The following is an 18,506-nucleotide window of genomic DNA, read 5'->3' as shown; positions in this document are numbered from 1 at the left end:
CGCTTCAAGGGCTGCTCTTGTTGTTCAGAGCGGCCGCCCTTCCGGCGCCAAGCTCCCGCCCTATGCCCCGGCTGGCCAAATCCGCTCCGCCTTCGCTTCTGTCCGGCACGCTCCCTGCCGCGGGCTGCGGCGAATACCCGAATGCCCGCGTCCGCCTCCCGCTTTTTTTGCAGCAGGCGCGGATTTGTATTATGATCGTACTCATCATTCGCATGTTGCGCAGGAGGCTTGGACCATGTTTGATCCTACGATTTTCGACAATCTGAAGGTCGTGCTGGAAGGCAAAATCTATGATATGGATCAGGAAGGAGAATGGCTCGTCATCGGGCGGGAGGATCTGATCGATCTCGCCGGGTTCGGGCGGACCTTCCGCATGCGCGTGCAGCGGCCCGGGGAGACCTGCACCGCCGTATTGACGCTTGCGAGCGGATTGGCCGATTTCGCCGCCGAGCTGCGCGGCCTGCGGCTTGTCGGGGAAGAGCCGGGCGCCCGGCTGGAGCTCTCCTTCGAGCTGGCGGGCGATTATACGGCGCGGGCGGGCGAGATGGGAGAACGGTTGGCCTCCATCTGGGGCGGCGCCGTCATCATGCGGCAGGAACGGACGATTCCCGTCCCTCCTCGGATCGGGGCAGCTTCTCCCGCCGCGGACGAAGGGACGCATCGCATCGTGCTGACGTTCAGTCAGCCAATCGATGAGCGTCATCTGGGCGAGCTGGGCGCCCTCGTCATGCAGACGCTCGATTCGCTTCGGCTTCTCGGCGAATAGCCTGCAGGGGGCGTTCATGCCCCCCCCCCGCATTCGCGGCCGCACAGGCTCAAGTCCAAGGAGCGAGCCGCTGGCCGGATCGCCAGAGCCAATCGCGGCGATTATGAACAGGGCGGAGCTGCATTGTTGCGGCTCCGCCCTGTTCGCATGCAGATGGCATGTTATTTGTTCTTCCATTTATACAAGGGGTAATAATAGCCGACTTCCCGTCCCATCAGCTCGCATAATTTGACTACGCGCTCCGGGTTCGGCACGCTGCCTTCGAATACCCATTTCTCGGCCGTCCGCTGAGTCACGCCGCAATACCGGGCGATGTCGGCCGTTCGCAATTTCAGGCGGATCATATCCTCGTAGAGGCGCTTGTCGTTCAAGCCGCTTTTGAGCTTGCGCTGGATCGGATACTCCCGGAACCCTTTCGGCTCGGGCTTGCGGCGCATCGCTTTGCAGCGCTGACATAAGTATTGGGATGATGCATTCCCGCACTGTGCGCATAGTCCCTTGCGTCTTCTCTCTTGCCTTAGCTGTCTCATGGATGTTTTTGCACAAAAAGACATGATGCCCATAGCTCCTTACAACGAAATAATTCAGCAGATTCTGCCAACTGACGGCTGTCCTGTACTGATATTAAATGGATTTCGTATGCGGGACAACCGACAAATGCTGACAATTGCGGGCATGCCTTCAAACGCCAAAAAGCGGCTGCCCAAAGGCAGCCGCCGTAGAATCCGTAGAATAACCGCATCATGTATGCGACCGGAAATTGTATGTTCTAAGCAAAAGAGAGGATGGAGGCGGGAATGGGGCTGCGGGACGAGCCGCGAAAGAGGGTTGAAGCGCGGGACTTGTCTCCCAGCGAAGTCCTCATAACGACTCGGTTTCTCAAAACACGTTGATTCAGCAGGCAAAATCCTGCACAAATACAGCAATACCGTAGGGACGACTTCACCAGAAAGGGAATCCTGTAAAACTGCAGCAATTTCACACGTTTCTCTTCGACTCAGCTCAAAAGGGCCTAAAATGATGTAGCTGTGCAGCATTTCCTCGGAATGTGGACTCATTGAGCCGAAATTCCTGTAAAATAGCAGCAATTCCCTCCACACGTGAAAACCCCAGGAGATTATGATATCTCCAGAAGGCGATGACGCTCTGAATGCCAAGTTTCGATTAGGCAGGTAATCAACCCTCGCAAAAAACAGGGGTTTTCCAACAGCCAGAAGTGTGCGGGAAATTACGCTATTTCAGCCGCTCTCGGATGCCATTCCTGCAATAGCGCATCATTTGCGCCCATTTTCGCTTTCCATCCATGGGTATGGCTTTATATTCATGTCATTTTGCAGCCAGTTGGGCAACGGAATCAACGTCACCATTAAGATGACATTATTCCTGCTGACGGGCCACGCAGAACAGCGCAATCCAGATCAAAGCGAATCCAACCACTTGCGCCACGGTCACGACCTCCTGAAAGACAAGCCAGTTCACCACCATTCCGACCAATGGGAAGGACAGTTCCGCGAGCGTCGCATAAGAAGCCTTCGTGACGGCCAGGCCCCGGTAATACAGCAGCAAGCTCAGCAGACCCGGCAGCAACACTTGCAGCAAAATGTAGAAGGCCAGCTTCCCCCACTCGCCCGAGGGGATGTCCCAGCTCGGATGTTCGCTCCAGGTGATGACGAACAATAACGGCAGGCCAAGCGCGAACCGGAGTGCCGTAACGGTCTCATACTTCATATCGTTCAGCAGCAATCGCCCCATGACGGTCGAACCGCCCCACAGGAATGCGGCGCCGAGCGCGAGCAAGCTGCCTACGCCGATGACCTCGCGCACATGCCCGATCGGCAAAGTCCAGCCGAACGTGAGCAGATAGGTGCCGGCTACCGCCAACACCAGCAGCAGCCCGAAGCCGCGCGGCAGTCTCTCCCGCAGAAGAAAGCGCGCCAGCAGGATGGCGAACAGCGGCTGCAGCTTCTGCAGCAGAAGGACCGCGTTCGGATTGCCCATCACGAATGCGTCCGTGAACATAATGGTCGCGATGACGGATCCGCCCCAGGACAGGAAGAGCAGCGCCACAAGATGCCGCCAGGTAATGTTCTTCAGCTCATGGCGGTTCACCCACAATACCGGCGCCGCGAACAGCAGCAAAATAAGATGTTCAACTAAAACGATCTGTGTGGATGTCAAATAATCCAGCACAAAGGTGCGGAAGACCGGTCCGATCCCCCACAGAGCGGCACCCAGCACGACGTACCAGATCCCTCTAGATGCGCGGGCAGCACCATGTCCCGGCTGCAATGCTTCGTCCATATTCAATAACCTCCACGGTCGTTGAACAGGATCTAGGCCTAAGAAGACTTACTTCGCCAATGATCATATGTGGTTAAGATGACAGACAACATATACCACGTGAATCGGGATAAGCGATCTTCTTCCATCCGGACTATACCGTCGGCTTTGGCTTTGCACCAAATCAGTCGCCGCTTAACAGCGGCGAGTCGCGGGCTCGGGCTGGACAACAGCGCCTTACCGCCGGTCAGGAATTCCACCTGGCCCTGAAGATCCTCATTCAAATCATTCGTAGGCATGTCCCTCGCGGGTGTCATGCCCCGTTCTTCATTATAACTTGAATTATCCGCACTTCAACTGAAAATTTCGTGTCAGTCCAGAGACGCAAAAGGGACACGCGCATCAGAACGCGTGCCCCTCGGCAGCATATCTTGTCTTATAAGTGCATCATGACGGCAACTCAGCCCGCTTATTCGAGGAAATCCTTCAGCCGCTTGCTGCGGCTCGGATGTCTTAATTTGCGGAGCGCCTTTGCCTCGATCTGCCGGATTCGCTCGCGGGTCACCCCGAATTCGTGGCCTACCTCTTCAAGCGTCCGGGTACGCCCGTCATCCAGGCCGAAGCGGAGACGCAGCACGTTCTGCTCCCGCTCGGTCAGCGTGTCGAGCACATCCTCCAATTGGACCTTCAACAGCTCATACGCCGCGGCGTCCGCTGGCGCGAGCGCCTCCTGATCCTCGATGAAATCTCCGAGGCTGGAGTCATTTTCGTCGCCGACAGGCGTTTCGATCGAGACCGGCTCCTGGCCGATCTTCATAATCTCCCGCACTTTATCCGGCGTAATCTCCATCTTGACCGCGATCTCTTCCGGCGTCGGTTCCCGGCCGAACTCCTGCAGCAGCTCCTTCGAGATCCGGTTGAGCTTGTTAATCGTCTCTACCATATGAACCGGAACCCGAATCGTCCGTGCCTGATCCGCGATCGATCGCGTAATCGCTTGGCGGATCCACCATGTCGCATACGTGCTGAACTTGTAGCCCTTCGTGTAGTCGAACTTGTCCACGGCCCGCATCAGGCCCATATTGCCCTCTTGAATCAGATCGAGCAGCATCATGCCGCGCCCGATATACCGTCTTGCAATACTGACGACCAGACGGAGATTCGCCTCCGCGAGTCTCTGCTTCGCTTCGGCATCCCCCTGGACGACCCGCTTGGCCAATTCGATCTCTTCCTCTGCGGACAGCAGCGGTACGCGCCCTATCTCTTTTAAGTACATGCGCACAGGGTCATCGAGTTTGATCCCGGGTGGCAGCATCAGGTCGTAGTCCTGTTGATCGTTCGTAAGCATCCAATCCCCCCTGTAACCCGCTAGCTGGAATGTATATATTATTCTTGACACAATATGCCGAATGTGCTAAGATCAAAAATAAATGTGCACATAAACAATTGGCAACGGATAGTTTATCATACTTTCGTGACAGTTTCAATACATAATTCAAGAAGTGATTGCTTTTCAATTTCTGGCATTCTCTATTTTCCTTCATTTTCGTGTGGATTGCAAATGCAGCTTCTCGTCGCGGGCGGGAAGTTTTTTTGATCCCTGCTGCAAATAGTACGCCAATCAGCCCCCATCTATTCGTCGGGAACGGAGAACAGATGGGGGCTTGCCGATTAGTATGAAGTTATAAGACCGCAGCATGGACGAAATAAGCGTGTTCGTACGCATAATAGCCGTCCGACCGGTTCATGAAGTACCGCTCCTGTATCGCCTCCGGAGACAGCTGCTCCCGCAACTGCAAGCCGGATTCACGCAGTTGCCCGGCGATGGAAGCCGGATCCAGCCCGGTCAGCATTGGCTCCCCGGCATATCGGAGCATCTCCTGCATCCAGTTCACCCGATAGGCGGCCCGATCCGGCAGGAACGCCTCCGTATCCCAATAGTCGAATACGATCTCGCTGCCTTCCGGACAGATCCCGGCAATCATGCGCAGCGTGGCGAAGGCATCGTCCTGTGGCAAATAATGGATCACGCCCAGCCAACTGACGAAGCTCGGCGCCCCTGAATCGAAGCCCGCAGCGCGAAGAGCCTCGTCCAGACGCTGCCGGGTCAGATCGACCGGCACGAACCGCGCATTCTGCGGGATGCGCCATCCCAAGCCGGCCAGACGTTCTTGCTTGAAGGCCTGCGTCGCGGGATGGTCGACCTCGAATACGTCCAATCGATCGGCAAGGTCCTTCCGCCTCCACAGAAACGTATCCATTCCTGCTCCCAGAATGACGTATTGCTTGACTCCCCGGCTCATCGCCTGTTCCAGCATTTGCTCCGCGTACTTGGCCCGGCTAAGGAACAGCGAGGTCGGGAAGTAATCCCGGACCATGCAGGCTACGGCGGCAGCCCGATCCGGCATAGCTGCGGCCTGGTTAGGCATCGCTGCCTCCAATGCTTTCTCCATCGTCGCTTCGAACGCGGCTAGCTCCTCCTCGCTCAGCAGCTTGCGAGCCCATTCATCCCGCAAAATAGCGGGATGATCATGCGCGGCGTGATGACCGCGCAGGAAGGCGGACATCAGGGCGGAACGTTTGATTTGGCTTACTTCCATGGAAAACCGGCCTCCCTATCGCGAACCCAGGATTGGTAACTAATTACAAGATACCACATCGCGCACCAATTGCAACCATTACATTAACGCAATCCCGTATCATGGAACCGGTTCTCGATCGTCTCCTTCATCAAGCCGCGAATCGCTTCAATTGCATTCTCCTCCGCCTGCTTAGCTTGTGCGAATAACGGTATCTGCCCGCCAAGAGCTCCCTGTCCCGCACCGATAATATCATTCCATATTCGGGACACCTCCGAATAATGCGCGGCGATTCTGCCCGAATCCGGCAGCACGTGTTGCAGTTCGTTCATATACTGCGCAATATCCCGTTTGTATCCGGCATAGGCACGCAAGACGCTCCAAGCCTCCGCCGGAGAATAGTCCCCGCTCTGCAGCGCGGCCATGATAGCGTCATATGCGCGGCAGCCGCAGGCATAGTCCGGTTCCGGGAGCATCGGATCATGCGCCTCCCACTTAAATACCGCCTGAATCAGCGATTCTTTATAGACGTCAACCGGATCGGCGGCGACTTGGCTTTCAAAAACCTGCACATACCAGTAGGGCGACTCATTTCGCCCGAACTCGTCATAAGACATCACGTTCTCCTCCCTGCCGCTTCCATCCGCATAATACAGCAGCCTGCGCGCGTCATCATATCCGGTCGCGATCACGAAGCGATCCTTCCAGAACACGCCTCCCCTCCCTTTATCAATCGAAGAGGCCAGCAGCGACACGGCTCTCTTCTGGTAGAGCGGAAACGTAGCCTGGAAGGAAAAGCCGGCATGCTGGCTTGTCGTTACACCGATGAACTCCCCGGCGACAAAATGCTCCGCCATCCAATTGTACGCCGTCGCCGACTCCTTCGTCAGCCTTCGATTGACCGTGAAGCGGAAGCAGGACGCCGTCATCCCGGCAAGCGTCGACGGAGAACAGTCAATCCATCCGGCATGAGCCAATATCGCATGCATCGCCTCTATGTAGGAACCCGACGCGCCAGACGGCCGCAAGCGGTTCAGCCTTATCGAAGCCATCCTTCCTCCCCCTCCTTCATCTTGGGATATGGAATCCCCATCGCGGGATCGTCTCCCTTTTCGGATCCGGATATTGTCCCGACAGTTCGCGGAACAGCTCAATCGCTTCCCCGTCCAGCTTCTTCGCTGCGGCGATCGCATGCTGCAGGGACGCAAGCCGCTTCCGCTCGACTCGTCTAGCTCCGCCCTGCACGGCGATGCATTCCGACGCATCCGCCAGAACAGAGATGAGCCGGTCATAGATGGGAACGGCCTCGCCCAAGCCGGGCAAGCTCCCGCCTTCGTCATGCAGGTAGGAGCGTATCTCGCGCCGGGATTGAATATACGAGTCGATAATATAGACGGCGCCGTATTCGTCATAATCCCCGTGCCCCAAGCCGCGAATGAGAAAATCATAAGCCAGCTCGCCGGAACCAATCTCGGTGGACGGCAGCGTCTTGTATGGGGTCTCCCACTCCTGGACGGCTAGCCGCAGCGATTCCAGCACCTGCTTCGAGCGGTCCACCGCCACCTGCTCTCCCACCACCTCACAGTGCCAGAACGGGGTGACGTTCAATCCGAAGTTGTCATAGAGCAGGATTTGACTGTCCTCTGACCAACCGTCCTGTATGTAGAAGACCCGATCTTCATCGTCATAGCCGTGGATGACGCCGAATTCCGGGATCCAATAGATGACGCCCCGCCCCTGATCCAGACTCTCCTTCACCCATTGTACGGCATCCTGCTGGTAATAGCGGAACGAAGGATGCCTCGTTCTGCCTCCATCACTTATCGTAAAAACACCCAGGTTGTCTATCGCCGGATAATGCTCGCTCCCCCACTGCCCATAGGCCGTAACCGACAGGGGCAGCAGCTTCTCATGGACAGAGAACTTGAACGCCATCCCGCTGAGTCCGGAGAGCAAATATTTCGGGCCGGCGAACCCGTTGGCCGCCGTCAAAATCGCATACAAGCTGTCAGTGAACGACTTCGATTCCCGCTTCATCCGAATTTGCTCCAAATAGATACTTGACACCGTGTCCCTCCCTTGCCGATGCATCGGCTTCCTTCCCTTTCCACAGCTTACTGCCCTTGTTCCTCCAACCGGGCAGCGATGCGCCCGCATCGATCCCGCAGCTTCGCCTGCAGCCATTTCGGGGACAGCAGCCGCTCCCACTCCGCCACGAGCAGATGCTGCATGAAGGAGTCCGGGTCATAGAACTCGATTTCGTAAATACAATCATGCACGGGGCGAATCGGGTAACCGTGCCACGACTCCCCATCCAGCGGACGTCCCGTCTCGATGCGGGCCAGATAGGGCTTTCTCTGGGGTATCGGCGCGTCTTCCCACTCCGTGCGTTCTATCGCGTCCAGATCGAATCTCTCTGCCGTCACCTGCATATGGAGAATGCCGTCCAGCCGGAAGGCGCGCTTTCTGCATGACCGTTCGCAATAAGCCGTAATATAGTCCGAATTATAATTTGAAGTAAAATGAAGCGGCCGGATCGGCAATTCCGCTTCTTGGCCGCCTTCGCGGTAGCGGATCTGAACAATGCGCCGCTCCCGGATCGCATGGGACAGCAGCTGCCAATGCTGCATCCGCTGCGGATGAGCGGAGAAGATCGGCAGGCGATGCTCCCCAACCTCCTCCGGCGGCCCGGCGAAGCGCTCCAGCACATGGGCAATGCGCTGCACGACAGCCGCGTTCTCATAGTTATATTGACGGTACCGATGAGCCAGGAATCTCAACACGTCCTGTTCTTCTTCCGTAATGTACAGCAGCGGCAGCATATACGCCTTATCCTCATAAACATAGCCCCGGTGCTTGGCCACATACAGCAGCGGAGCGCGGAGCGAGACTTCCAGATACTCGATATCCCGCTGCGCCTGCCGCCTCGAGATTTCGAACCGCTCCGCCAGCCTGCTGCTGTTCGGGTAGAGCCCTGCCCTGATCTGCTGATCGAACCATTGAATCCGGTGCATATTGCTCATATTCTCCGCCCCTTCCTTCCGTCCGCTGCCGCGGCTTGAGCCCGGCTTCTTCATTACAACATTCTCGCTCAGCCTGGCGCAACCCTGCGCTTCATGACAACACCCGCTTCCTAAGTCCGAGGAAGCGGGTGTCCTGCTCCGTACGCTATGACACGCCGGGTTGGCCGGAAATCATATCAATCTTGGACTGCGGCGCATTCCGGCAGTACTTGCACACTTGATATGTACTGCCGGCCGTATTTGTCACGGAGTAGAGAAGCTTGATGCGCGTGCTGCTGCACATCGGGCACGTGCCCCGGCCCCGGGAAGGCAGCTTCCATAACGCTTTGCCGCGCTTTGTTTTTGCCATCTTTGATGCAACCTCATTTCATTTATCCTGTTATTATTGGTGATGCACCCCCATTATAGAACGGGCGGTACGACATAAAATGTCGTACCAGTTCCCGAAAATAAGGGCACCGGCGCCGACGTAATAGGCCCTTCCCGATGTCCTTGCTTGATGCCGGGCAGGATTGCCGCCCGCTATCGTATAGGGCTCCACATCCCGGACGACTACCGCCTCCGCGGCGATGGAGCAAAATTTTCCGATGATCAGCTTGGTCCCGACCGCTTCATATTGGTACAACACCTGCTCCTCGAACGATTCTCCGTTCCTGGCATCATAGTACGACTATTCCCCTGCGGCGATGTTGGGCATCGTAATGATGTTGCGGATGAACTGCACATTTTTATTTCCGGGGATCGGATACTTGTGTTGCGGGTTCGGTCCTGCCATACTCATATCATCCTTTCAGGGACTCGATTTGAACATGCGCCGGAAAGGGAGGTCCTCATAAAAAAACCTCCTTATCCGATCATGGATAGGAGGTTGCCATGCATGCGCACAGAGAAGCTCCGCTTCCTGAGCAGAGCCGTTCTCGTCCCGTATGGAGGCAAAAGCCCAGACCAATCCTATCCATAGCATTTCGCATTCTTCCTTCTGCGGAGGATAGGACTAGCAGATCATTGGCTTCTGCTCACCCTTTCATTCCTATGTCATTTTATTGTATCGCAGGTTCCATCTGGAATTCAATAGCAAATGTGATCTCAACGGATGAATACGCCTTCCCTCTGCGGCCCGGATGAATCATGCTTACTTTTTATCCGACAGCACGATACATAAGGTAGCGATCGGGCCAAGCAGCAAAGACAGCAAGAACCAGTTCAAGCCGCTCCGGTTCTTCCCCTGTGCCAATCCGGCGTTAATCAGAGCCAACGTGCCCCAGCCAACGAAATAGCCTTCATTAAGCATAGTCCACCTTCCTTGATCCATTTGGTCCAGCTTATCATTTGTTTTTCGTCTTGTCAGGATGCCATATACCCTTACTCTGCTTGGACGCATCAAATCATAAGCAGCTCCCGGATCTCCTCTTCCGTGATAGCGGATAATCCTTCCTGCGTCGGTTCGAGCACTTCTTGAATCAAGTTCATTTTTTTCTGTTGAAGCTCATGCATCTTCTCTTCAATCGTGCCTTGCGTTACGAGGCGGATAACTTGAACGACGTTCTTCTGCCCTATCCGGTGGGCCCGATCGGCCGCTTGCTGCTCGACTGCCGGATTCCACCACAGATCGTACAGAATGATGGTATCCGCTCCGGTCAGGTTCAATCCCGTCCCTCCCGCCTTCAGCGAGAGAAGGAACAGGTCCCGTTCCCCCCGATTGAAGCGGGCGCACAGCTCCACCCGTTCGCGGGCAGGCGTCTGGCCGTCCAGGTAGAAGTGCGGCACGCCTTGCTTGCCCAGTTCCCGCGCGATCAGGCCGAGCATCTCCGTGAATTGGGAGAAGACAAGCATGCGCCGGCCCGTGCTCCGGCACTCCGCGATCATGTCCAGCAATTGTTCGAACTTCGCCGAGCTGCCGTCATAGCCTTCGACGAACAAGGCGGGATGGCAGCAGATCTGGCGCAGCCGGGTCAAGCCCGCCAATATTTTAATCCGGTTCTTCCGGAAGCCGCCTGTGCTCAGATGCTTCACCGTCTCCTGCCGCAGCTCCGCGAGATAAGCCACATAGAGCTTCTTCTGCTCCGGCAGCAGTTGGGAGGCTTGCAGCGATTCGATCTTCTCCGGCAGTTCCTTCAGCACATCCGACTTCATGCGGCGCAGCAGGAAGGGGCGCACCCGCCGCGCTACGGCCTCCCGCGATAGCTCGTTGAATTCCCGTCTCCCCGGGAACAGGCCGGGATAGATAACGTCGCAGATCGACCACAGCTCCTCCAGCCGGTTCTCCACGGGAGTGCCCGTCAGCGCGAAGCGATGCCGGGCCTGAATCGCCTTGACGGCTTGAGCCGTAAGGGTCGCATAGTTCTTGAACGCCTGTGCCTCGTCCAAGATGAGCGTATGGAACATCGTTCCCGCCATCTGACCGATATCCTGGCGCAGCAGCGGGTACGAGGTGATGATGACATCGCTCCGGGACGCATCGCGGACCAGGCGGCTTCTCTCTTCCTTGGTTCCGTCCGCCATGGCGACGCGAAGCTCGGGCGCGAACCGGTTCAGCTCATTGCGCCAGTTGTACATGAGGGAAGCCGGAGACACGATGAGCGCCGGCATGCCGGCTTCCCGGATTTCCGGCAGCGCGGACAGCACGAAGGCAATGCTCTGAATCGTCTTGCCCAAGCCCATCTCATCCGCCAATATGCCGCCGAAGCGGTAATGGGCCAGTGTCTTCATCCATTGAAACCCATACTGCTGGTATTCGCGCAAAATCGGTGCGAGCGAAAGGGGGATGGGGAATTCGAGATGGTCGGGATTCCGCATATGCTCCAACAGCTTGCGGAACCCTTTGCCGAGACGGACCGCCTGTCCGGTGTGCACCGTATCGGCCCATTGAAGTCCGCGCACTGCCGGCAGCCGGAACCTCGTCCCTTGGATATGCTCCTGCCGTATCCCCATGTCATTGAAGAAGGCGATGATTTCCTGGAGCTCGGCGCGATCGAGCGGCAGCAGCGCGCCATGGGAAGCCGGTGGTATTTTCGTTTTTCTCCGAGAGACTGGATAATGCGGCGGATCTCCGCTTCCGGAATCCCGTCCATCTCGAATTGGAACTCCAGCCAATCGGTGCGCTCGTCGACATCTACCTTTACGGCCGGGCGAACTGGACCGGGATGCAGCCTCAGCTTTACCGCCGTGGTCGCGAATACGTGGACAAGCTTCTCCAGTTCAGGAAGCACCTGATAGAGGAAATCGAACTCCTGCTCTTCATCGGCCAGAAACAAACCTCCCTCCGTCTTCACGAAGGAATTGCGCTCCAGCAGCTCCAGAATTCGCCGCTCCTTCTCGCCGTCCCGGAGCAGAATCCGGCCCTCGCCGCCCGTCTGCTCTCTGCCCTCCAGCGGATTGATGACCATCGTTCCGTAATGGAACTCCAGCCCGGCCAGGAGCCGATCCTTGACCCGATCGAGGTACAGCTTGGCGACAAGCGGCGTCCGCACCATCTGATCGGAGACGGACTGGCTGATGCGGACTTGACCCAGCTTCATCAGACCCGGGATCACCTTCTCCATAAACGGCTCCGCATGCTCCGGCTTGATCGAAATCCGGCTGCTGCGGGTTGCTTCGACGATCCGCTGCAGATCGGCGAGACGCTTGAGCTGCTCCTGCGGCAGGTTCCACAGCTTCCCCTCGGACAGCGCGCATCCATATGCCGTCATCGGTACCACCCGTTCCAGACCTGCTATATCCAGTTGGTACCCTTGCTCCTTCGCCGGCGACTGATCGAAGCCGAACACGAGCGGGAGCGGCCCTTCCGCGACGACGACCCCGTCGAAGCCGCTGCCGCCCTGCATCATCTTAACCGCTGGGGCCGCAATGAGCAGAGGAAGAAGCTCTTCCCACACGGAGGAATGAATCAGCAGCTGCCGTTCGGAATCATGCGCCGCCTCCGTATACCTCATATCGCTGTCGAGCATCCGGATCAGAAGCTGGAGGATGGCGTTATTTTCTTGACGGAAGCTGTGGAGCTCCGGATCGTACGTAAAATATCTGGACACCCTGCACGCTTCCCGGTGCTCGATTCGCCGAAGCAATTCCTCCACATGCTGAACCTTGTATAAGCGGGACGGGCCGATTCTCAGTTCGATCCCGAACCGGTACTTCTCATCCCTGCAAGGCACGGGCTTGCACATAAATTCAACATCAAGCGCCTCTCTCGCATCGAATAGGGGGCGGGCTTCGCTTGGACGGCGCGGCTTCTCCCCGAACAGCTTCAAAATCCGCTCTCCCGCATCCTCCGCTCCATCCTGCCCGCCATCCTGTTCCTGCTCCTGACCCGAAGCATGTCCATCGCGAAGAGCCATCAGCGCAGCGGCAATATGTTTGCAGTATTGGTCCTCGGGATGAAAGACCGGGCAAGTGCATACGGCCTTCATCTCCTCACCATGCGGGAACTCAACGGAAACATGAAAGATGCGATCGTCTTCTTCGATCGATGCCTCGTAACGCGGCGTATCCGATTCTTTCTCCCTTGCTATCCTCACTTTATGCGATTGGAACAAGACTTCCCCGTCCTCATAGGAGAACCGGCCGCATAGCAACCGAATCATCTCGTCATCCATCTGAAAGCCCAAGCTTTTGCCACTCCTGTCTCTATGTTCTGATCCATATTGATTCCATGTAACGGCCCCGGGCTCGCTTACCGTTCGATCATAATGGAGTTTCAACTGTTTTTCCGGCATCGGTTCCGCATGCCGCGCATCTCACCCATTGCTTGCCGCCAATGCTCCCTCTATTTGACTGACGATGAATTCGAGGAAGTGATGGCCCCTTTGCAGCGGGAACGTTGTCGGTGCCGGGGCCTTCGATAATTTGGTGCATGACGCCATGCCCCGTCAGTCGGAGCAGGCACTGCAAGAATGGGAAGCCGCAAAAGGGCTCAAGGGGTTGCTTATCTTCGGCATTTGCGCAGGCGAACCAACCGCTCTTTTGGATTGTCCACAAAGACTCCGCATGCGGGCTCTTACGTCGCAGGCATCGTAATCCAAAAGCGAGTCCACCCCTCGAACCGGTCAAGGTGAATCGCTCCTCCATGCTTGTCGATGATCTGCTTGGCAATGGACAAGCCCAGACCGGCCCCGCCGTCGCTTCGGCGAGCCCGATCTCCGCGCGTGAACGGTTCGAATATATGGTCTTGAAGCGGCTCCGGGATGCCGACGCCGTTATCTTCTATCAGAATGACCGCCTGGTTCGCTTCCTCCCGCAAGGCAATCCGCACCGTTGTGCCGGGCGGGTTGTGACGCAAGGCGTTCATCAGAATATTGGAGAGCGCCCGATACAGCAGCGTCGCATCATACATGCATTCCACCTTGCGCTCGGGAATATCCAAGTCGAGCGCGAACTGCTTCTGCTCGATGAATCATACAATTGCGCGGCCAGCGTGCGGACACATTCCGCCAGGTCCCCCCGCTGTTCCTTCATCGGATAATCGGGACTTTCCAGCTTGGCCAGCTCGAAGAAGGTCTGGACCAATTCCCCAAGCAGGAGCGATTTATCATGAATCCATTGAAGATACTTCCTCTGGCTGTCCTTATCCTCGACAATTCCGAAGCGAAGAGCTTCGGCATAGCCTTGAATCGTCGTGATCGGAGTCTTCAGATCGTGGGAGATATCGAGCAGCATGCGCTGCCGGCTCTCCTCCAGTTGGCGTTTATCCCGCTCCGTCCGTTCCAGCCGCGCGGCCATTCGATTGAAATCGGCCTGAATCCGCATCAACTCATCGTACGCTTTCAATTCGATACGCTTCTCATAGCGGCTGTCCGTCACATGGCGGATGCCATCCGCGATGGCGATGAGCGGATTGGTAATTTTGCGGGCGGTCCAGCGGCTGTACAGCCAGACATTCACCACGAAGACAGCCAGGAAAATGCACAGCCCCTGCGCGATCAGCCGGATAAATTGCTCCCTTTGCTTCGGCGTTGCGTGGACGAAGGCGATTTTCTGCGTCAAGTATTTCTCCGGTATTTGGACCAGCAGATGATAGGGCTTGCCTTCCCCCGTCGTAAAGGGAGCAAGCGAACGGTATACCGGCTCGGAGGAAGACGCATCGTCATACATCAGTTCAATCAATTGCTTTTCTGTATATTGACGCGCTTCTCCATGAACCGTCCCCTTCGTATATACGACCTTCAGATTTTCGTCCAGCACCTCGATCCAGCCGCCGAAGGATTCCACTTCATCGGATTCAATCGCCGTGTAATCAGGCCGTGCCAATACGCCCGCTTGAACCTTCTGAACCGTGTCACTCTTGATGTCATTGCTCTGTACGTACAAGTACAGATAGACACAACAGAAGATAATGCCCAATATTAACGAAAAAATCGTATAATTGCGGATGAGCGCGTTATAAATTTTGTTCTTTCTCACTGGATGAATTCCTTTTTGTTCAATTTATAGCCCAAGCCTTTGATTGTGACGATATATTCGGGGCTTCGGGGCTGATCCTCGATTTTGTCCCGCAGTCTGCTAATCTGCACCATAACGGCATTGTCGTCCTCCATATAGACTTCTCCCCATACCGATTCGAACAATTGCTTTTTCGTAAAAATGCGCCCCGGCGATTCCATGAACAGCTTCAACAATTTATATTCAAGCGGGCCGAGCGGAATCTCGTCGCCGCGCTTGTACAGGACGCACTCGTTATGATCCAGCGCCAGCGGACCGAGCACGGTTTGCGCTGTTCCGCGGTGCGCCAAGGCGTCATTTAATTCGTAAGATCGGCGGATGTGCGCATGAATCCGCGCCATCGCCTCGATCGGGCTGAACGGCTTCGAGATAAAGTCATCGGCCCCGAGCGACAGCCCCTTCACTTTATCGATTTCCCGGTTTTTGGCGGAGAGAACGATAACCGGAATGTTGTACTCCGCCCGTATTTTCCCAATCAGCTCGAAGCCGTCGATATAAGGCATCATGATGTCGAGAATCGCCAGATCCACGGGATGCGCCCGCATGAGCTCCCAGGCTTCCCGGCCGTCTGCGGCTTCAAGGACCCGGAACCGATCCCGCTCCAAAAAGACCCGCAGCAGCTCGACAATTTCCGGCTCGTCATCCGCGATCAAAATCGTTTTGCACATAAGGGTTCCTCCGTATCCAATCATTGCACCGAACGTTGCTCTGTAAGGATTATATAAGATTGAGGACAGGTTGCCTACAGGTTGGGAGGCTACAATCAAATATACATCATGAGAAACCGGAGGAAGCAGACAATGAGATTATGGGAAATTGGAGTCATCGCGATCAATTTTGGACTTCTGGGCTGGCATCTGTTCGGCCCGCGGGCCATAAGACGGTACGCCGCGCCGGCCTTGGCCGCCGCCTTCGGAGCGGTCGCGATCCAGCTTGTCGCCGAGGGAGCGCGCTGGCAGATGATCCCGGCGTATGCGTCGCCTGTCGTCCTGACGGCGGCCTTGCTGATGGCCCGGCGGGCCCGAAGAAAGCGCACCCGGCTGGGCCTGACGCTGCGCGCGGCCCTGCTGACGGTCTATTTGACGGCATCCGTGACACTGCCTGCGCTTATGCCCGTATTTGCATTCGAGGCGCCGACAGGGCCATATGCCGTCGGCACGACGCTATACCATTGGACGGATGCGGAAAGGGAGGAAATGTACACATTGGAGGAGGATGACCGCCGCGAGCTGATGGTTCAGCTATGGTATCCGGCTGAGCCGGACGCCCGGCTTGCGCCGGCTCCTTATCTCCGGGATGTGCCCGAGATTACCGCAGGGTTGGAAAAAGCATTGTCCATCCCGGCCATGGCGCTCACTCATTTGGGGCTGGTTCACACGCATGCTCAGCCGGATGCGAGGCTGTCGGGGGCGGAAGAGCGTTACCCCGTGCTCATTTTTTCACACGGACTGACCGGGTTCCGCAATCAGAACACGTTTCAAGTGGAGGAATTGGCGAGTCACGGCTATATCGTGGTTGGCATCGATCACGCCTTCGACGCCGCAGCCACCGTCTTTCCGGACGGACGCGCGGCCTTGATCCGGTTCGCCAATCTGTCCGGATTCCCCGACTTGGACAATCATATCAAGCTGTGGACGGATGACGTCTCCTTCGTGCTTGATCAAGTGGAGGAGCTCAACCGGAGCGATGCGGACGGGCGCTTTACCGGCCGGATCGACACCGCGAGAATCGGAATGTTCGGTCATTCCTATGGCGGTGCCGCCGCGGTGCAGATGCTGATGCGGGATTCGCGCGTGAAGGCGGCCATGAATATGGACGGCACCTTATATGGACAGACTGCTTCCGCAAGCGGGATTGGAAAGCCGCTATTGATCATGAATGCGGACAAGAGCGTGGATAAGGCCCAGTATGACCGGCTGCTGGACAAAGCGATCGCGCAGTCGGGCAAAACGCGGGAAGAGTATGAAGCTTCCTGGAACGAGACCGTGCGCAGGAGAGAGCGAGCGCTTGCAGGAGGAGGCATGTCCCTGCTGATTCCGCACACGGATCATATGAGCTATACCGACTTCCATTTGTTCTCTCCGCTGCTGCGAAGCCGGGGCGAAGATCCGCGGCAAGTGCACCGGATCGTGAACGGGTTCAGCCTTGCTTTTTTCGATCAATATGTGAAGCAATCCGGGGCCGCCCTTGATGAACTAGCTGCCCGATACCCGGAAGTGAATTTTACGGTGAACGGCCATTAACCTGATTGGCCGAACAAAGGGGCTTCCGTATACCGGCAGCCCCTCCCTCCTCGCGCAGCATGTCAAGCTCCGGAGCCGGAACGCGGCCGCAGCATCATTCCAGCCGCAAAGGTTTCGAAGCCGAATCTCTCATCGTACGAAGTCTTCCCGGATGAACAGAACAATTGAACATACAGGCCGGCCTCACTGCATGCGGCTGCCAAGCGGCGAATCAGTTCGCCCCCTATCCCCTGCCGTTGATAGCCGGGATGGACCCCGACCCCGCACAGGTAGGCATTGATGACTCCATCCGTCACGACTCTCCCCGTGCCAACCAATCGTTCCCCATCATACGCATGCATTGCAAACCCGCTTTGAAGAATAGCTTGATGCAAGCTCTCCTTGGACCGCTTCAAAAAATCGTTCCATCCCAAATCTTCATACAGTTGAAATAACTCAAGCTCGCTCGGGGCCGCGCCCAGATCAGATGGATCATATCGAGCCAATAGCTTTCCGCTCTCACGATGTGAAGGTCCGATTGCCGTACCAGCCCTTGAATATCTCTATTATGATGGCAACCATAGGCGCGATACAGCAGCGGATTCAGCGCTCTCTGGACCGCGGATAAGGCGCGATTAGAACTGATCCCATGCTCCATGAGCAGAATCAATCCGTCCGGCCTGCACCAGCCCGCGATCTTCTCCAGCACCATGCGCGGCCGGTCATAGCTGCACATGGACAGCGTCGAGACGATCGTGTCGAACGAATGGGCGGCAAAATCCAACTCTTCAATATCCGCACAGATAAACCGGGCATCCAAGCGAAGCTCCCTCGCGGCCCGCTGCGCTTGCTCCAGCATCGCCGGGCTGAAGTCGGCGGCGGCAAGGTGTACGCCGGGAGGATAGAACGGGAAGTTCGCGCCTGCCCCTGCGGCCAACTCAAGCACTTCGCCCTTCGCATCGCCTAGAAGCCGCTGACGCCATTGCTTTACCTTCGAGCCTTCTCTTTTCTTGGCGTACTGATTCGCTTGTCTGTCGAATATTTGAATCAACTTCTGCTTCTCCATCTCATTCCTCGCTTCTCGAGTAATATATCCCTCATGATTACTCGCCAACAGGCCGGGAATATCCCGGCTTCTCCCAATACGGTCCTCCTTCCGGACCCAGCAGCACCGGCTTCCACCGGTTCGTCCTATCCATCT

16 protein-coding genes, 2 pseudogenes and 1 riboswitch are annotated in these 18,506 nt (G+C 56.6%); of the genes and pseudogenes, 2 read left to right on the top strand and 16 right to left on the bottom strand.

Translation table 11 applies throughout. The features are described 5' to 3' along the window. Positions 1-235 precede the first annotated feature (235 nt). Positions 236-766, top strand: coding sequence for a hypothetical protein (locus tag L6439_RS11225; protein ID WP_168181286.1), 531 nt, complete (start codon positions 236-238; stop codon positions 764-766). A gap of 161 nt (positions 767-927) precedes the next feature. Here L6439_RS11225 and L6439_RS11220 read toward each other — a convergent pair whose 3' ends face one another. From L6439_RS11220 to L6439_RS11155, 14 genes and pseudogenes are all read right to left on the bottom strand, one after another. Continuing rightward, positions 928-1,320 carry a helix-turn-helix domain-containing protein gene (locus L6439_RS11220; protein ID WP_168181285.1) on the bottom strand — a complete coding sequence of 131 codons (393 nt, stop codon included), beginning with the start codon at positions 1,318-1,320 and terminating at the stop codon, positions 928-930. Positions 1,321-2,143: 823 nt separating this feature from the next. After that, positions 2,144-3,067: a DMT family transporter gene (locus L6439_RS11215; RefSeq protein ID WP_168181284.1), complete on the bottom strand. Its 924-nt coding sequence runs from the start codon at positions 3,065-3,067 to the stop codon at positions 2,144-2,146. 112 nt (positions 3,068-3,179) lie between these two features. Next, a riboswitch (FMN riboswitch) is annotated at positions 3,180-3,324 on the bottom strand. Between the two features lie 191 nt (positions 3,325-3,515). Next, complete coding sequence (rpoD, locus tag L6439_RS11210; protein WP_213469738.1) at positions 3,516-4,394, bottom strand: RNA polymerase sigma factor RpoD; 879 nt, start codon at positions 4,392-4,394, stop codon at positions 3,516-3,518. Positions 4,395-4,728: 334 nt separating this feature from the next. Beyond that, positions 4,729-5,646, bottom strand: a complete 918-nt coding sequence (locus L6439_RS11205; RefSeq protein ID WP_213469737.1) for a class I SAM-dependent methyltransferase — start codon at positions 5,644-5,646, stop codon at positions 4,729-4,731. Between the two features lie 83 nt (positions 5,647-5,729). Next, positions 5,730-6,677: a hypothetical protein gene (locus L6439_RS11200; RefSeq protein WP_213469736.1), complete on the bottom strand. Its 948-nt coding sequence runs from the start codon at positions 6,675-6,677 to the stop codon at positions 5,730-5,732. A 16-nt stretch (positions 6,678-6,693) separates the two neighbouring features. Further along, positions 6,694-7,692 (bottom strand): BtrH N-terminal domain-containing protein, encoded by a 999-nt coding sequence (locus L6439_RS11195; protein WP_237096821.1) that lies wholly within the window; start codon positions 7,690-7,692, stop codon positions 6,694-6,696. Between the two features lie 47 nt (positions 7,693-7,739). Continuing rightward, positions 7,740-8,702 (bottom strand): helix-turn-helix transcriptional regulator, encoded by a 963-nt coding sequence (locus L6439_RS11190; protein ID WP_237096820.1) that lies wholly within the window; start codon positions 8,700-8,702, stop codon positions 7,740-7,742. 91 nt (positions 8,703-8,793) lie between these two features. Continuing rightward, positions 8,794-8,997 (bottom strand): hypothetical protein, encoded by a 204-nt coding sequence (locus L6439_RS11185; RefSeq protein ID WP_168181279.1) that lies wholly within the window; start codon positions 8,995-8,997, stop codon positions 8,794-8,796. Positions 8,998-9,216: 219 nt separating this feature from the next. Continuing rightward, positions 9,217-9,429 (bottom strand): annotated as a pseudogene (locus L6439_RS11180) (acetyltransferase); the annotation flags it as partial. A 351-nt stretch (positions 9,430-9,780) separates the two neighbouring features. After that, on the bottom strand, positions 9,781-9,939 hold the full coding sequence (locus L6439_RS11175) for a hypothetical protein (protein WP_006677627.1): 159 nt from the start codon (positions 9,937-9,939) through the stop codon (positions 9,781-9,783). An 89-nt stretch (positions 9,940-10,028) separates the two neighbouring features. Beyond that, a pseudogene (locus L6439_RS11170) lies at positions 10,029-13,252 on the bottom strand (DEAD/DEAH box helicase). Positions 13,253-13,641: 389 nt separating this feature from the next. Beyond that, entirely contained in the window at positions 13,642-13,977 is a 336-nt protein-coding gene (locus L6439_RS11165) for a sensor histidine kinase (RefSeq protein WP_237096819.1), read from the bottom strand. Then, on the bottom strand, positions 13,932-15,044 hold the full coding sequence (locus L6439_RS11160) for a histidine kinase dimerization/phospho-acceptor domain-containing protein (RefSeq protein WP_237096818.1): 1,113 nt from the start codon (positions 15,042-15,044) through the stop codon (positions 13,932-13,934). The genes L6439_RS11165 and L6439_RS11160 overlap by 46 nt, the downstream gene beginning before the upstream one ends. Then, complete coding sequence (locus L6439_RS11155; protein WP_213469735.1) at positions 15,041-15,751, bottom strand: response regulator transcription factor; 711 nt, start codon at positions 15,749-15,751, stop codon at positions 15,041-15,043. The genes L6439_RS11160 and L6439_RS11155 overlap by 4 nt, the downstream gene beginning before the upstream one ends. A gap of 132 nt (positions 15,752-15,883) precedes the next feature. Here L6439_RS11155 and L6439_RS11150 point away from each other — a divergent pair, with 132 nt between their 5' ends. Next, positions 15,884-17,326 (top strand): alpha/beta hydrolase family protein, encoded by a 1,443-nt coding sequence (locus tag L6439_RS11150; protein ID WP_213469734.1) that lies wholly within the window; start codon positions 15,884-15,886, stop codon positions 17,324-17,326. A gap of 62 nt (positions 17,327-17,388) precedes the next feature. Here the strand turns inward: L6439_RS11150 and L6439_RS11145 are convergent, their stop codons facing one another. Together L6439_RS11145 and L6439_RS11140 are read right to left on the bottom strand one after the other, a co-directional pair. Then, positions 17,389-17,700: a GNAT family N-acetyltransferase gene (locus tag L6439_RS11145; RefSeq protein ID WP_306434361.1), complete on the bottom strand. Its 312-nt coding sequence runs from the start codon at positions 17,698-17,700 to the stop codon at positions 17,389-17,391. A 17-nt stretch (positions 17,701-17,717) separates the two neighbouring features. Then, positions 17,718-18,371 (bottom strand): class I SAM-dependent methyltransferase, encoded by a 654-nt coding sequence (locus L6439_RS11140; RefSeq protein ID WP_168181274.1) that lies wholly within the window; start codon positions 18,369-18,371, stop codon positions 17,718-17,720. Positions 18,372-18,506 lie beyond the last annotated feature (135 nt).

The sequence above is a fragment of the Paenibacillus dendritiformis genome (assembly GCF_021654795.1).
Classification (GTDB): Bacteria; Bacillota; Bacilli; order Paenibacillales; family Paenibacillaceae; genus Paenibacillus_B.
The sequence above is the reverse complement of the archived record's forward strand: the minus strand, read 5'-3'. Positions and strand labels throughout refer to the sequence as shown.